The organism is Phaeovulum sp. W22_SRMD_FR3 (genome assembly GCF_052113705.1).
Lineage (GTDB): Bacteria > Pseudomonadota > Alphaproteobacteria > Rhodobacterales > Rhodobacteraceae > JBGQOG01.
The window spans coordinates 345,009-358,662 of record NZ_JBGQOG010000003.1; the positions used below are offsets into that span (position 1 = coordinate 345,009).

Genomic DNA, 13,654 nt, shown 5'->3' on the forward strand with positions numbered 1-13,654 from the left:
AAGACATGAAAACTCATAAGATTCTGACACTCGCCGGCGATGGTATCGGGCCGGAGGTTCTGGCCGAGGCAGTGCGCTTCCTCAAGCGTCTTGAGGCACTCGGCCTGGCCCGGTTCGAATTCGAAGACGATCTGGCCGGAGGGGCTTCGATCGATGCGCGGGGCGTGCCGCTTTCGCCGGAAACACTCGCCCGCGCCAAGCTTGCCGATGCGGTGCTGTTCGGCGCGGTTGGCGGGCCGAAGTGGGACGGGAAAGGGCCGTATCACCTGCGCCCCGAGCAAGGCATTCTTGGCCTGCGCCAAGGTCTTGGCCTCTACGCCAACCTGCGGCCCGCGCGCTGCTATGCGCCGCTTGCGGCCGCCAGCTCGCTGAAGCAAGAGTTGGTCGAAGGGCTGGACATCCTGATCGTCCGGGAACTGACAGGCGGCGTCTATTTCGGTCAACCGAAAGAGATCGTCACCCTTGAAGACGGTCAGCGCCGCGCGACCGACACACAAGTCTACACCACCAGCGAGATTGAGCGGATTGCCCGCGTCGCCTTTGAGCTGGCGCGCAGCCGGGGCAACTTTGTTCACTCGGCCGAGAAGAACAATGTGATGCGCACGGGCTCGCTCTGGAAAGAAACCGTGACGGAGCTGCATGCGGCGGAATATGCCGATGTGACGCTGCACCATATTCTCGCGGACAATTGCGGCATGCAGTTGGTGCGCAGGCCCAAGCAATTCGATGTCATGGTGATGGACAACCTCTTCGGTGACATTCTGTCGGACGTGGCCGCGATGCTCACGGGCAGCCTTGGGATGCTGCCCTCGGCTTCGCTTGGCGCGGTGAGCCCTGCGACGGGCAAGCGCGCCGCGCTCTATGAACCGATCCATGGCACTGCACCCGACATTGCAGGCCAGAACAAGGCCAATCCTCTCGCCATGCTGGCCTCAACCGAGATGATGCTGCGCTATTCGCTGGATGAGGCGCCGCTGGCCGATGCGTTGTCTTCGGCCATCGAAGCGGTGCTGGCGCGCGGCCTGCGCACGCCTGACATTGCCGCTCCCGGCACCACCGTGGTTGGGACCGCCGAAATGGGCGCCGCCGTTGCGGAAGAGGTCGCCAATATTCTGGAGGTCGCCGCATGAGACAGCCGCAGACGCTTTTTGACAAGATCTGGGCAGATCACCTGATTGACATGCAGCCCGATGGCACAGCACTCATCTACATCGACCGGCATCTCGTGCACGAGGTCTCGTCCCCGCAGGCCTTCGAGGCGCTCCGGATGGCGGGCCGCTCGGTCCGGGCGCCGCGCAACACTCTTGCGGTGGCCGACCACAACATCCCCACCCTGAACCGTGCTGCGGGTATCGCAGATGAGGCCAGCCGCGTTCAGGTCGAGACGTTGGAGCGCAATGCAGCGCAGAATGGGATCGACTTCTTTGGCACCGATGATGCCCGCCAGGGCGTGGTCCATGTGATCGGGCCTGAGCAGGGATTTACCTTGCCGGGCACCACCATCGTTTGCGGCGACAGCCATACATCAACGCATGGTGCTTTCGGTGCTTTTGCGATGGGGATCGGCACCTCTGAGATTGAACATGTGCTGGCCACTCAGACCCTGGTGCAGCGCAAATCGAAGAACATGCGCATCCGCGTTGACGGCACCCTTCCCAAGGATGTCAGCCCCAAGGATATTATTCTGGCGATCATCGGCCAGATCGGCACTGGCGGCGCGACAGGCCATGTCATCGAATATTGCGGCACGGCCATCGAGGCTCTTTCGATGGAAGGCAGAATGACGGTCTGCAACATGTCGATCGAGGCGGGCGCCCGCGCCGGTCTGATCGCTCCGGACGACAAGACCTTTGCCTATCTCAAAGGCCGCCCGCGCAGCCCGCAGGGTGCCGAATGGGATCAGGCGGTCGCCGCTTGGGCGCACCTGCACTCGGACGAAGGGGCGGTGTTCGACTGCGAATTTTCCCTCGATGCCGCCGCCTTACCCCCCGTGGTGACCTGGGGCACCAGCCCTGAGGATGTGGTTGCGGTGACCGGCAGGGTTCCTGATCCCGCCGAGATTGCCGAGGTGACGAAGCGCCGGTCCAAAGAGCAAGCCCTGTCGTATATGGGGCTCACGGCGGGTCAGGCCATCACCGATATCGCGCTCGACAGGGTTTTCATCGGTTCGTGCACCAATGGCCGGATTGAGGATCTGCGCGCCGCTGCCGACATCGTGCGCGGTCGGCAGGTGGCTGCGCGGGTCTCGGCAATGGTTGTGCCAGGCTCCGGACTGGTGCGCGCGCAGGCCGAGGCCGAAGGGCTTGACCGGGTATTCATCGATGCGGGGTTTGAGTGGCGCGAAGCGGGTTGCTCGATGTGTCTGGCGATGAACCCTGATCAGTTGGCCCCGGGCGAGCGCTGCGCCTCAACCTCGAACCGCAATTTCGAAGGGCGGCAGGGCTATCAGGGCCGAACCCATCTCGTGTCGCCCCGGATGGCCGCCGCCGCCGCGATCGCCGGACATTTCGTCGACATCCGGTCCTGGCCATGATGCGCGTCGCCGGTCTCTGTGGCAGCCTGCGTCGGGGCTCCTATAACCGCTATCTTCTGCAGGCCTGTGCCGATGCGCTGCCCGCAGGCGCGCAGTACAACCCGCTGGGCTATGACGACCTTCCGGCATTCGATGCCGATCTGCTGGAGGCGCCGAGGCCCGAAACGGCGAGAGTTCTGGCCGACGGGCTGGCCGCCGCCGATGCGATCATCATTGCCTCGCCCGAATACAACTATTCGGTTCCCGGTGCGCTGAAGAACGCGATCGACTGGGTCTCGCGCGATCCGCGCAAACCCTTTGCGGGCAAACCGGTGCTGCTGTTGTCGGCCTCCACCTCAATGTTGGGGGGCGTGCGGATGCAGTATCACCTGCGCCAGATTCTGGTGTTTCTGGAAGCGCATCCGCTGAACCGCCCCGAAATCTTCATCTCGCAGGCCGCATTGCGCTTCGATGATACGGGCCAGCTGACCGACCCTGTTGCGCTGGACTTGCTGGTGCAGGCGGGCGCTGCGCTGGGGGAACTGCATCAAAAACTATCATCGGTGAAGAGCGGCTGACAGCTGCCGGACCGATGCCCGCCTGACTTTTACATTCCAGGGAGGAAGACCATGAAAGTTGACATCCAAAATCTGCTTCGGGCGACCGCGCTTGCGGGCTTTTGCCTTATCCCCGGCCTTGCCGGTGCCGAAACGATCCACGCAACCATCGGCGCCAGCCATCCCCCCGCGGTGCCGTGGGTGGGTCAGATCAGCAAGTCCTTCGTTCCCGGCGTCAATGCCAAGCTCGAAGCCGCTGGCAGCGAATACCGCCTTGATTTCACCGAGGCCTATTCCGGCCAGCTATATAAGGCGAACGAGACGGTGACCGCGCTTTCCGACGGTCTTGCCGATATCGGCTGGGTTTTCAGTCTGGTGGAATCCAGCCGCCTGCCGCTCACCCAGGTTACAGGTTACACGCCGGGCGTGTTGAGCGATCCGGTCAAGCTGATCAAGATCTTCAACGATCTCAATGAATCGGTCCCCGCGCTCAAAGATGAATGGACGGCGCAGAATTTGGTCTTTCTCTCAGCCACCGCCGGAGACTCCCACCAGCTCTTCACCAACTTCCCGGTTAAGTCGCTGGCGGATCTGAATGGGCGCAAGCTCTCGGCCCCCGGCACAGTGGGCAACTGGTTGCAAGGAACCGGCGCCATCCCGGTCGATGGCACCGCCGCCAGCTTTTACACGGATGCGGCAACCGGGCTGACCGAAGGTGCCACCACGGTGCTGACGGTTGCAGAAGGTATCAAATACACCGAGGTCGCACCCTACGTGACGATCACCAACCTCGGCTCGACCTATTTCGGCGGGCTGGTGGCGAATATGGATTTCTGGAATGGCCTGCCGGAAGAGGTCCAGATCGCCATTCGCGATGCCGCTCATGATTATTCGGTCGCCGTCGGCGAGGAAGTCCTTCAACGCGAGGCTGCTTTTCTTGAGAAGTTGCGCACCGAAGGTCCGACGATGTCGCCGCCGGTTACCGTGACCGAAATGTCGGCGGAGGACCTGAAAACCTGGTTCGCCGCGATGCCCAACGTCCCTGCAGCCTGGGTTGAGGCAAGCGAGGCGCGTGGTCTGGCGGCTGGGGAGTTGCTGCAGACCTACATGAAGGCCGCCCGCGACGTGAGTGCCACGCCGCTTCGTGACTGGGATGTCGAGATGCGTGAGGCGCAGGCTGCCAAATAAGGCCGCTGTCACCGGCTCGGGCCGCCCGGAAAGGTTCGGGCAGCTCAGGCGGCACCATGAAGTAAGCTCGCGCTACGGGAGGAAATCGGATGGCGGAGATACAATATACGAAGAGACCAGGCGCCTTGCGCATGTGGAATTATCTGACCGACGCATCCAACGCATTGGGCGCAAGCCTGATCTGCCTGATCATGGTCCTGATGTGCTTCGACGTCGCGTCGCGCAATCTGGCGAACAAACCTTTGCCGGGCGTGGCGGATATCGTGTCATCGACAATCGTGGCTGCCGTATTCCTTGGGCTGCCGAACGCAATCCGCAGCGGTCGCCTGACCAGGGCCGAGCTGTTCTTCAGCCCATTCGCCAACGCCTGTCCCAAAGCCGCACGTGTCCTTGAAACCCTGTTCATGCTGATCGGCGTTGCCGCCTGCCTTGCCATCGCATTCTGGACATGGCCGCGTCTGCAAAAGGCCTGGTCCACATCGGAATTCGTCGGGATAGTCGGTATTCTCACCTTTCCGAGCTGGCCCGTGCGGGCCATCGTTTTTGCCGGGTCAATGCTCGCAGCACTCCAATATGTGGTGAATGCTGCCCGCACAATCATGGGGCTTGATCCCTTGGGTGGAACTCCGGGCGACATGCCCAAGATTGAAAGCGAGATCTGATGGACATCTCAATTGGGGTCACCATCGTCGGCCTGCTCATTTTTCTCGTGCTTCTGGGCATGCCCGTCGCATTGTCGCTGCTGACCTCCTCCTTTATCGGCATCGCAATCCTGCGCTCGCCTGAGTTGGCAGGCCGCTTTCTGGCGGCGGCGGCGAATGATGCGCTGAACGATTATCTCTACGGGGTCATTCCGCTCTTCGTGCTGATGGGGCTGGTGGTCTGTCAGTCGGGCATCGGGCGCGATACGTTTGACGTGTTCGAGTGGATGCTGCGGCGCATTCGCGGCGGGCTCGGCATTGCCACGGTCGCCGCCAATATGGTCTTCGCCGCGATCACCGGCGTCAGCATCGCTTCGGCGGCCGTGTTTTCGCGCATCGCCGTGCCTGAAATGCGCCGTCACGGCTATTCCGCCGAACTCGCCGTTGGTGCAGTCGCCGGGTCGTCTGTGTTGGGGATGCTGATCCCGCCGAGCCTGCTGCTGATCGTCTATGGTGTCATCGCTGAACAATCCGTGGGCAAGCTCTTTGTCGCGGGATTGCTGCCGGGCTTGCTGTTGGCGCTGATTTTCGCCGGGATCATCGTGCTGATTGCCTATTGGCGCCCGAAGAATGTGGGGATCAACGCCGCTGTCGAGGCCGGGCAAGTCTCGCCGGATACCCATCAGGGCCGCAACTTAACCCGCCGACAGGCCGTCGGCCTGCTGCTTCCGATCTTTTTGCTGATCATGCTGGTTCTGGGCGGCATCTATTCGGGTCTGTTCAGCCCGACCGAGGCAGGGGCTGTGGGCGCCGCAGGGGCCATTCTGATCGCTGTATTGCGGCGTACGCTGTCGGGCCGCGACTTCTGGCAAGTGCTGATGGAGACCGGGAACATCAATGTTTCGATCCTGTTCCTGATCATTGCCGCCATGCTCTACAGCCGTGTCTTGACGCTGAGCGGGTTGCCGGGCGATGTGGCCGAGATGATTGCTGCCATGCAGCTCGGCTATGTCCAGTTCATGCTGCTCTATGTCGCGATCCTGGTTGTGATGGGCTGTTTCATCGACTCGGTATCGATCTTGCTGATCGTGGTGCCGATTGTGCTTCCGGTTGCCAAAACCATGGGGCTTGATCCGATCTGGTTCGGCGTGGTGTCGATCATCGCGATCGAGATCGGGCTTCTGACACCACCTTTCGGGATGTCGGCCTTTGTGGTCAAAGCCAGTCTGCATGACCAGGGCATCAGTCTGGCGACGGTTTTCCGAGGTGCGGTGCCCTTCATCGGCGGAATGCTTTTGCTGATCGTATTGCTCACCCTCTTCCCCCAAATCGCGCTGCTGCTTGTATAGCCGTACCGCAAAAGGAGCCGTTTGCATGGCGTACACCATCGATGTGAAAGACCTTGAGGCGAAATGTGCACCGTTCCTGCGGGCGCGGTGGTACGTTGTCGTCTCACGCCCAACCGATAAGGCCGAAGCGCTGCTGAACACGGTGACGCCAGAGCATCTGGCCCATCAGATCCAAACCGAGCAAAACGGTCATATGGTTGCGGCGGGCCCGTTGCTGAGTGAGGACGGGCAGCGTTTTGACGGGACGGGCATGTTCGTGTTGAACTGCGGCAGCATTGAGGAGGCCCGCGACATCTGCGATCGTGACCCGATGCACATATCTGGCGCGCGCACCTACACCGTCCGCCCTTGGATGGTGAACGAGGGCGGTTTGACCCTGCGCATCACGTTTTCGGATCAAAAAATGCAGATCGTCTGAGGCCCCTCAGGTTGGCGCAGGTCGTCTGCCCGGTCCTCAAGGATCGGTTTAGCGCCAATGACCGGCGTCTGTTCCCACGGTTCGGTGCGTGGGGATGGAATGCTCCCACTGCGGCGGTCCACCTTTTGGGATAGGACCATCCCACCTTCGCAAGCAGCGTCCCGACCATAGGTTGGCGGCACAGGTCCACGAAAGCAGGTCGCCGATCTGACTTTGTTTGTTGCCTTTCACGGTGGCGACGAGCGTTGCTGCCAGCCAAACATGCGGATCCACGCCGTTCAGTTTGCAGGTCTCGATCAGCGTGAGCTCCTCCCCGAAAATCCGACAGTGACGGAAGCTATGATCTGGCGTCTGCTGGTCTCCAAGAACGAGGAGCTGGCCGTGGCAAACGATTTTTTGTCATGAAAGCTCAAGCCCTGGACCGGCAAGTGAGGCGTGGGGTGATCGAGACGAACCACCCGCGCCTGTCAGTCGGGGAGCAATGCTGTCTGCTGTCGATCTCGCGATCGTCGTTCTACTGCGATCCGAAGGGCGAGGAGGCGATGAACCTCGCCCTGATGCGACTGATGCGCCTAATGCCGATCTACCAGAAGCCCGACACCAGCAGGCCTGCAAAGGGGCACAAGATCTATCCCTATCTGCTCGGCGGGCTGCGGGTTGATCGGCGCAACCAGGCCTGGCGCGCCGACATCATCTATCTGCCGATGCGCAAAGGCTTCCTCTATCTGGTCGCCATAGTGGATTGGTTCGCCCGCAAGGTCTTGGCCCGGCGTATCTCGAACATCGAGCCATGGGCCGCCAGTGGTTCGAGGGCCATGGCGAGGGGAAGCCGACTTCTGCATCGAAGCGCTGAACGAGGCGATCCACAAGTTCGGCCCGCCCGAGATCATGAACACGGATCAAGGCAGCCAGTTCACGTCCTTCGCCTGGACCGACCGGCTGAAACGGGTCCGCACCCGAATCTCGATGGACGGCAAGGGGCGCTGTCTCGACAACATCGTCATCGAGCGCCTCTGGCAATCCCTGAAGTATGAATGCTTCTATCTGCACGCTTGGGAGACCGGCTCTCAGGCCAAGGCTGGTGTCAGTCGCTGGATCACCTTCTACAACCACCTGCGGCCCCACGCCGCCCATGGCGGACAGCCGCCCGCCGTGGTCAACTTGAACAGCATAGAAACCGATCAGCAGGCACAGGCAGTAGCTTAAATCCGCCGAAAATCTGTCCAAAGATCGGGGAGGAGCTCACAGGATCATCGTTTTATCAGGCGCATCACAACCGCACTGCTCGGCTTCAAGGCCTTCCAGTCTGCGGTTGCAAGGATCGCCGGGATCGAGGCCGCACAGATGATCCGAAGGGGACAGTTCGGCACCAACGGCTTGTCGGCCTTCAAGCAATTCGCTCTGCGCGCAGCATAGCCATGTCCGCTGGTTCAGCTCTCTGCATCTCGCCCGAAAGTCGCGACAGAGCCCTTTTTTCCGGTCTGACCGTCGCCGCCGCCCTCTGCATGCTCTGGCACAACGGGACCGCCGCCTGAAAGACGCTCCATGGGAGTAGCGGCCCGCCGGAGCTGGCCGCTGACCTTCAGGACAAGATTGCACCGCCCTCAGAAGGTGGTGGCGAGTGACACCACCAGATCGGCGTTGCTCCGGCTGGAATCAAAAGCCTGATGACGGGTGTAGCGCGCGGTGAAGCGGGTGTTCGGCGAGATCTGTTGCGACAGACCCAGACCGATGATCGCAAAATTGCGGCTGGTCGTCAGTGCGCTCAGATCATTTTGATATTCATGCTCAATGCCCAGCGTCACACTCGGTGCCCATTGGCCCATGCCTGCTTCCTTTTCCAGGGTCGCCGTGGCCCAGACCGTGCCGTAGTTTTCAGTATCGCCGACCACCCCGGAGGATACGGCCCCGAAATTATCGGCCGTCGCCTCCAGCGTGTTATGGGCAAAGTTGGCGCCCAGGACCGGGCGCAGCACCCATTGCTCGGGGATCACGGACCAGTCGGCAGTGCGGTATTGCCCCTTGAACACCGCCGAGATGTAGAAACGGTCATCGCCCTGCGATTGCGTCAGATCCACCCCCGGCCCAAGCGGCGGCGGCGGCAGGGGCACGCGGCGGTCAGACTGGCCCCAGGAGTACTGCGCGCGCCCCGCAAAGCCCCAATGATCCGAAAATTTGTGAAGCAGATCCGCCCGCAGCCCATAGGTGCTGTAGTCGATTGCGCCATCCGATGACACCATGTCGACCTGCGCCTGTTCATAGAACATGCCAAAGGACAGCATCGTATTGGCATTCAGGAACCGGGCATATTGCACCGTCAGGTTCTGCACCTTCTCATCATTCTCGACGATATTCGCCTTGTCGTTCTCAAAGACGCCCGTCAGCGAAAATTTGAGAAAGGCATTCTGCTGCGGCAGCGCATATTGCAGATGCAGCGGCAGGATGAGGGCGGTGCCGTCATTCTTGTAACCCGATGTCGGGGTGCCGGGCGCGGCCAGGCCCGCCAACTCGGTGCGCGCACGGGTGATCCGGAAATTTGACGTCGCAATCGCATTGTCCGAATAATATTCGTCCAGCAATCCGGCCTGCCCGAGCGTCATTTGCCCCTGCACCATCAGCGGCAGCTGATCCATCGGCGGCGGACCCTCCTGCGCGGCCAGCGGTGTGGCCAGCGCCCAGATCCCGGCGGCGCAGATCATCCCTCGTTTCATTTGGTATCTCCCTGATGACATATTGATTTCATTGAGGTTCAGGACGGGGACCTGCCTTCCCCGAAGGGGGTGCAGCCCTGTCAGGCGCCATGCGGCGCTTCGGCCAGAGCGGCGGGGGCATCCCGCTCTGCTAGGCGGAACAGAATGGCCGAGATGAGCCCGATGCAGATGGCGGCCGCGCCGATCGCGGCAAATCCCGCCATTTCGACCAAGGCACCGCCGATGAAGGGTGCCACCGCCGACCCCGCCATGATCATCGCGGGCGTGGCCGCTGTGGCCCGCCCCGACGCATCGTTGCGCGCCAAAAAGCCAAAGACGAAAGTGTGGGTGAAAACCTGAATGGCCGGGAAAAGGATCGCGGCAATCCCATAGGCCGGGAAGAGCGCCACCATCATGATCACACTGGCACAGGCCGCCTGTGCCAGCGGCGCCATTTTGGCGACATTCATCGCCTTGAGGCGCTTTTCAAGCAGCGCCGCAGCCATACCGGGCAGGAGATTGACCACCCCCAACACCACGAGCATCAGCTGAAGTTGGCCCGCGGCAAAGCCATGTGCGCTGCCTGCCTGCACCAGAAAGGAAAACACCATCGCCTGAATGAGCGACATGAGCGTGAACCCTGCGATGGCCAGACGCACCCGGCGCGACAGGCGTGCGGGCGACTGAACTTCGGCCCGGCGCTCGGCCACGACCGAGGGCATGAACAACAAGGTCATGCCGGCCGCGACCCCGAAAACAGCCGCAATCGCATAAAAGAAGGCATTCGGACCGAAAGCCTGCGTCAGCTGGGGCACCCCGCCGAGGAAGATCAGCGAAAAGACACCAAACCCCACATAGGCATGGGCAAAGGTGCGGTGCGGATTGGCGGTTTTGCCCATCGTACCATGCACCAGCGACAGCGACACGCCGATGCAGATCCCCGCGACCAGGTGCAGCGCGAGGCGCAGTTGCACCAGCTCAACCACTGGCACCGCCAGCATTGAGACCGCCGCGACGGCATAGCCCAAGGGCGCCAGCCGCCGTCCGTTGGCTCCGCCAAACCGCTGCGCGATCAGCACGGAGGCCGCCACCGCCCCCAGCAAAAACACCGAAGGCAAAGCGCCGGCCACCAGCGGCCGATAGCCATAGCCGGAAATCAGCGTGTCGACCCATACCGGCAAAGCAGACAGATCGACCATCCCCGCGATATGCCCGATGATGAGCGCCAGGCGCGCAGCCCGCGTCGTAGACTGTGTCATTGTGTAATACCTCATCCTGCGGTGCCTGCGCCCGCGCAGGTCCGTTTGCGGCGATGTCGCCGATGTAAACATTCAGATGTTGGGCAGCGGCGCTGGCCGCAGCCCCTGTCACGGCGCTTTGGCCCGCGTTAACGCGGCGCGCCCGCCCGCCTTACCGGCATGGTCCTGCTGCGTTCATCATCCTGAAAACTCTCATCCCTGACGGCCCCACGCCTCCCTGCGTGCCTCCGGGCCGAATCCCATCTGACATACATAATTATCTCAAATCAAGCATTATTATCACTAAGATGTGTAATATTATCGTTTTACGGAATTATGATGCTCGAAAATGGCTTCAGTGCCGGGTGGGTGCCGTTGAATTTCCTTGAAAAGGCAGCGCGCTTCTCGTCCTGCGTGACCGGGGATGTCCGACAGGACCCGCGCCGGTATCTCAGGCGGAGGGGCCCGTCGGCGCAGGCGCTGACATCGCGGCCATGGCCTTGAGGACCTGCAAAAAGAGCGGAATCGCACTCTGCAAATGCGCTTCAATGGCCTCCGGCCCCGGCGCATCCCGAAAACCCCACAGGCTGCGCTCATAGAGCCGCAATTCACATTGCGCCTTGAAATGCCAGGCTGCACGGCGGGTGTCGGCGGCGTCGATCCAGCCTTTTGCGACCATATCTGCCAGTGCCCGCTCGAGAAAATCGATCACCTTGCGGGGGCCGTTTTCGAAATAGATCTCGGTCAGTTGCGGGAAACGCTCGGCTTCGCCGATCACCAGCCGGTTCACCGCGACGATCGGAGGCGAGAGCAACAACGCCAGATACCGCCGCCCCAGCGCGCGCAAGCTGGCCTCGGCTGTCGGCTCCAGCGGGAATCTTTCGGCCAGCAGCTGCGCATGATGCGCGCCCGCGCGCTCGACATAGGCTGCGAAAATCTCTTCCTTGGATTGGAAATAGCGATAGAGCGTCGCCTTGGAGGCCTGCGCCTCGGCCGCGATCATCGCGATGGTCGCCACGCCAAACCCATGCGCCAGAAAGATCCTTCCGGCGGCATCGGTGATCTCGTCCCGTTTCTTGTCCGTCAGCACCCGCATGCGTCCGACATGCGCGATTTCCGCCGCCGGGTCAACTTGACAGAACGGGGTGAGTCGCCATATCGAAACCATATGGTATCGTTTTGGAGGAGAGAACCGATGACCACCCCCTTCCCGAAAACCCCGGAATTTACCGGCTCGCTCTATCGGCCCGCCCGTTTCGAGGGAAAAGTGTATGATCTCGAGGTTGAGGGGACGGTCCCCCGTGAGATCTCCGGCACTTTCTTTCAGGTGGCGCCCGACCCGCAGTATCCGCCGATGCTGGGTGGCGACATTTTTTTCAACGGTGATGGCGCGATCCACGCCTTTCGGTTCAACGCGGGCAGCGTGGATTTTCAGCGCCGCTATGTGATGACCGAGCGTCTCAAGCGGCAGCGCCAAGAGCGCGAGGGGCTTTTTGGCATTTACCGTAACAGCTTCACCGACGATGCCCGCGCCAAAGGCGTCAACAGCAGCACCGCCAACACCAATGTCATCCTCCACAACGGCAAGCTTTTGGCGCTCAAGGAAGACAGCCCGCCCTATGCGCTCGACCCGATCACGCTCGAGACCGAGGGCCTGTATGATTTTGGCGGCCAGCTCACCAGTCCGACCTTTACCGCGCATCCCAAATTCGACCCGCAGACCGGGGCCATGATGTGTTTTGGCTATGAGGCCAAAGGCGAGGCAAGCCCCGACATCGTCTATTATGAGATCGACAAGAACGGCCGCAAGACGCGCGAAGTCTGGGTCCGTGCGCCCTATGCGGCGATGATCCACGACTTTGCCGTCACCGAGAATTATGTGATTTTTCCCCTGATGCCGCTGACCGCGGACATCGACCGCATCAAGGCGGGGGGCAATCACTTCGAATGGCAACCGCAGCTTGAGCAGCTCTTCGGGGTTCTGCCCCGCGATGGCGAGGGCAAAGACTTGCGCTGGTTCACCGCGCCCAATGGCTTTCAGGGCCATACGCTCAACGCGTTCGACGATGGCAAAGGCAAGATCTACGTCGATATGCCGGTTACCGATGGCAATATCTTCTACTTCTTCCCGCAGGCCGATGGTTTCGTGCCGCCGCCCGAAACGCTGTCGTCGCGGATGATGCGCTGGACCTTTGACATGAAGGCGCCGGGCAATGGACTCACGGTGGCGCCGCTCTCGGATTTCACCTGCGAATTCCCGAAAAGTGACGATCGCTATTCCGGCCAACCCTACCGGCATGGCTTTGTGATCTCGATGGACATGCAAAGGCCCTATAACTTCGAGAAGCTCGGGCCGCCGCCCTTCCAGTTCTTCAACATGCTGTCGCATATCGATGTGAGCACCCAAAAGGCCAGGCACTGGTGGGCAGATGACCAGACCTGCTTCCAGGAGCCGGTGTTCGTGCCGAAATCACCCGATGCGCCGGAAGGGGTGGGCTATGTGATGGCGCTGGCGAACCGCTTGCTGGATCAGACGACCGACCTAGTCATTCTGGATGCCGAGCGGATGGATGAGGGCCCGGTTGCGACCGTGCATTTGCCTGTACGTCTGCGGATGTCGCTGCACGGCAGCTGGGTGCCCAGCCAAAGCGCGCCCTCTGACCAGAGCTTTCCGGAAAACGCCTGAGCCAGCCCTGCCTGCGGACTCTCTCTCCGCAGGCAGCCCCCTGTTTTGAAACACAACGGTGTGCCTGCGCGCCCCCGGCGGCGGCTGACTGCGCACCATGTGCCTGTCGCCGTCGCCCCTCCGCGTGCCCCCAGATACTTGCCCCCATTTGCTCGCTCCAATTGCTGACCCTTCGGCGGTATTTCAGGGGGCCAGCGTCCTGTAACACGGCATTTCAACCCGACATTTCGATGCCTTTGATCACCCGCACCGGTCTGTAACTGGTCGCGGTGCGCCACCACGCGCCTGCTGCCGCCCGCGATGAGGCGTCTGACGCCAGCGCGCTCTTTCCATTGGAGGATTGCGTCCCCACGGAGGCCCAAAACCGGGTGGAAT

General features: G+C 61.6%; 12 protein-coding genes and 2 pseudogenes. 10 read left to right on the plus strand and 4 right to left on the minus strand.

The genetic code is table 11. The annotated features are described in order from the left end of the window. Positions 1-5 precede the first annotated feature (5 nt). The 7 genes from leuB to ACEN2S_RS06055 all read left to right on the plus strand — a co-directional run bounded on the left by leuB (position 6) and on the right by ACEN2S_RS06055 (position 6,665). A complete protein-coding gene (gene leuB, locus ACEN2S_RS06025; protein WP_441863690.1) occupies positions 6-1,130 on the plus strand; it encodes a 3-isopropylmalate dehydrogenase in 1,125 nt (374 codons plus the stop codon). After that, positions 1,127-2,533, plus strand: coding sequence for a 3-isopropylmalate dehydratase large subunit (leuC, locus tag ACEN2S_RS06030; RefSeq protein WP_441863693.1), 1,407 nt, complete (start codon positions 1,127-1,129; stop codon positions 2,531-2,533). Before leuB ends, leuC begins: the two co-directional genes overlap by 4 nt. Then, on the plus strand, positions 2,530-3,090 hold the full coding sequence (locus tag ACEN2S_RS06035; RefSeq protein WP_441863695.1) for an NADPH-dependent FMN reductase: 561 nt from the start codon (positions 2,530-2,532) through the stop codon (positions 3,088-3,090). Before leuC ends, ACEN2S_RS06035 begins: the two co-directional genes overlap by 4 nt. 51 nt (positions 3,091-3,141) lie before the next feature. Continuing rightward, complete coding sequence (locus ACEN2S_RS06040) at positions 3,142-4,257, plus strand: C4-dicarboxylate TRAP transporter substrate-binding protein (protein WP_441863697.1); 1,116 nt, start codon at positions 3,142-3,144, stop codon at positions 4,255-4,257. Between the two features lie 89 nt (positions 4,258-4,346). Further along, a complete protein-coding gene (locus ACEN2S_RS06045) occupies positions 4,347-4,919 on the plus strand; it encodes a TRAP transporter small permease subunit (RefSeq protein WP_441863700.1) in 573 nt (190 codons plus the stop codon). Further along, the gene (locus ACEN2S_RS06050; RefSeq protein ID WP_441863703.1) at positions 4,919-6,247 is read left to right on the plus strand and encodes a TRAP transporter large permease; all 1,329 of its coding nucleotides are present in this window, start codon (positions 4,919-4,921) and stop codon (positions 6,245-6,247) included. The genes ACEN2S_RS06045 and ACEN2S_RS06050 overlap by 1 nt, the downstream gene beginning before the upstream one ends. Before the next feature lie 25 nt (positions 6,248-6,272). Next, positions 6,273-6,665, plus strand: coding sequence for a YciI family protein (locus tag ACEN2S_RS06055; RefSeq protein WP_441863705.1), 393 nt, complete (start codon positions 6,273-6,275; stop codon positions 6,663-6,665). Between the two features lie 168 nt (positions 6,666-6,833). On the opposite strand, the pseudogene ACEN2S_RS06060 reads toward ACEN2S_RS06055, so the two are convergent. Then, positions 6,834-6,968 (minus strand): annotated as a pseudogene (locus ACEN2S_RS06060) (transposase domain-containing protein); the annotation flags it as partial. Between the two features lie 585 nt (positions 6,969-7,553). Between ACEN2S_RS06060 and ACEN2S_RS06065 the strand changes: the two are divergent. Together ACEN2S_RS06065 and ACEN2S_RS06070 are read left to right on the plus strand one after the other, a co-directional pair. Continuing rightward, positions 7,554-7,871, plus strand: coding sequence for a transposase (locus ACEN2S_RS06065; RefSeq protein WP_441863806.1), 318 nt, complete (start codon positions 7,554-7,556; stop codon positions 7,869-7,871). Between the two features lie 39 nt (positions 7,872-7,910). Further along, positions 7,911-8,081: pseudogene (locus ACEN2S_RS06070) on the plus strand (IS6 family transposase); the annotation flags it as partial. Between the two features lie 188 nt (positions 8,082-8,269). Here ACEN2S_RS06070 and ACEN2S_RS06075 read toward each other — a convergent pair. The 3 genes from ACEN2S_RS06075 to ACEN2S_RS06085 all read right to left on the minus strand — a co-directional run bounded on the left by ACEN2S_RS06075 (position 8,270) and on the right by ACEN2S_RS06085 (position 11,689). Beyond that, positions 8,270-9,376: an autotransporter outer membrane beta-barrel domain-containing protein gene (locus tag ACEN2S_RS06075; protein ID WP_441863708.1), complete on the minus strand. Its 1,107-nt coding sequence runs from the start codon at positions 9,374-9,376 to the stop codon at positions 8,270-8,272. 80 nt (positions 9,377-9,456) lie between these two features. Next, complete coding sequence (locus ACEN2S_RS06080; RefSeq protein ID WP_441863711.1) at positions 9,457-10,614, minus strand: MFS transporter; 1,158 nt, start codon at positions 10,612-10,614, stop codon at positions 9,457-9,459. 430 nt (positions 10,615-11,044) lie between these two features. Then, a complete protein-coding gene (locus tag ACEN2S_RS06085; protein WP_441863714.1) occupies positions 11,045-11,689 on the minus strand; it encodes a TetR/AcrR family transcriptional regulator in 645 nt (214 codons plus the stop codon). A 99-nt stretch (positions 11,690-11,788) separates the two neighbouring features. On the opposite strand from ACEN2S_RS06085, the gene ACEN2S_RS06090 reads away from it, so the two are divergent. Beyond that, positions 11,789-13,279, plus strand: coding sequence for a carotenoid oxygenase family protein (locus ACEN2S_RS06090; protein WP_441863717.1), 1,491 nt, complete (start codon positions 11,789-11,791; stop codon positions 13,277-13,279). The last annotated feature ends 375 nt before the right edge of the window (positions 13,280-13,654 follow it).

Excerpts from the sequence above, each read along its gene's own strand:
- ACEN2S_RS06085 (WP_441863714.1), bottom strand. The coding sequence starts at position 11,689 with ATGCGGGTGCTGACGGACAAGAAACGGGACGAGATCACCGATGCCGCC.
- ACEN2S_RS06045 (WP_441863700.1), top strand. The coding sequence starts at position 4,347 with ATGGCGGAGATACAATATACGAAGAGACCAGGCGCCTTGCGCATGTGG.
- leuB (WP_441863690.1), top strand. The coding sequence starts at position 6 with ATGAAAACTCATAAGATTCTGACACTCGCCGGCGATGGTATCGGGCCG.
- leuC (WP_441863693.1), top strand. The coding sequence starts at position 1,127 with ATGAGACAGCCGCAGACGCTTTTTGACAAGATCTGGGCAGATCACCTG.
- ACEN2S_RS06075 (WP_441863708.1), bottom strand. The coding sequence starts at position 9,376 with ATGAAACGAGGGATGATCTGCGCCGCCGGGATCTGGGCGCTGGCCACA.
- ACEN2S_RS06065 (WP_441863806.1), top strand. The coding sequence starts at position 7,554 with ATGAACACGGATCAAGGCAGCCAGTTCACGTCCTTCGCCTGGACCGAC.
- ACEN2S_RS06035 (WP_441863695.1), top strand. The coding sequence starts at position 2,530 with ATGATGCGCGTCGCCGGTCTCTGTGGCAGCCTGCGTCGGGGCTCCTAT.
- ACEN2S_RS06040 (WP_441863697.1), top strand. The coding sequence starts at position 3,142 with ATGAAAGTTGACATCCAAAATCTGCTTCGGGCGACCGCGCTTGCGGGC.
- ACEN2S_RS06080 (WP_441863711.1), bottom strand. The coding sequence starts at position 10,614 with ATGACACAGTCTACGACGCGGGCTGCGCGCCTGGCGCTCATCATCGGG.
- ACEN2S_RS06055 (WP_441863705.1), top strand. The coding sequence starts at position 6,273 with ATGGCGTACACCATCGATGTGAAAGACCTTGAGGCGAAATGTGCACCG.
- ACEN2S_RS06090 (WP_441863717.1), top strand. The coding sequence starts at position 11,789 with ATGACCACCCCCTTCCCGAAAACCCCGGAATTTACCGGCTCGCTCTAT.
- ACEN2S_RS06050 (WP_441863703.1), top strand. The coding sequence starts at position 4,919 with ATGGACATCTCAATTGGGGTCACCATCGTCGGCCTGCTCATTTTTCTC.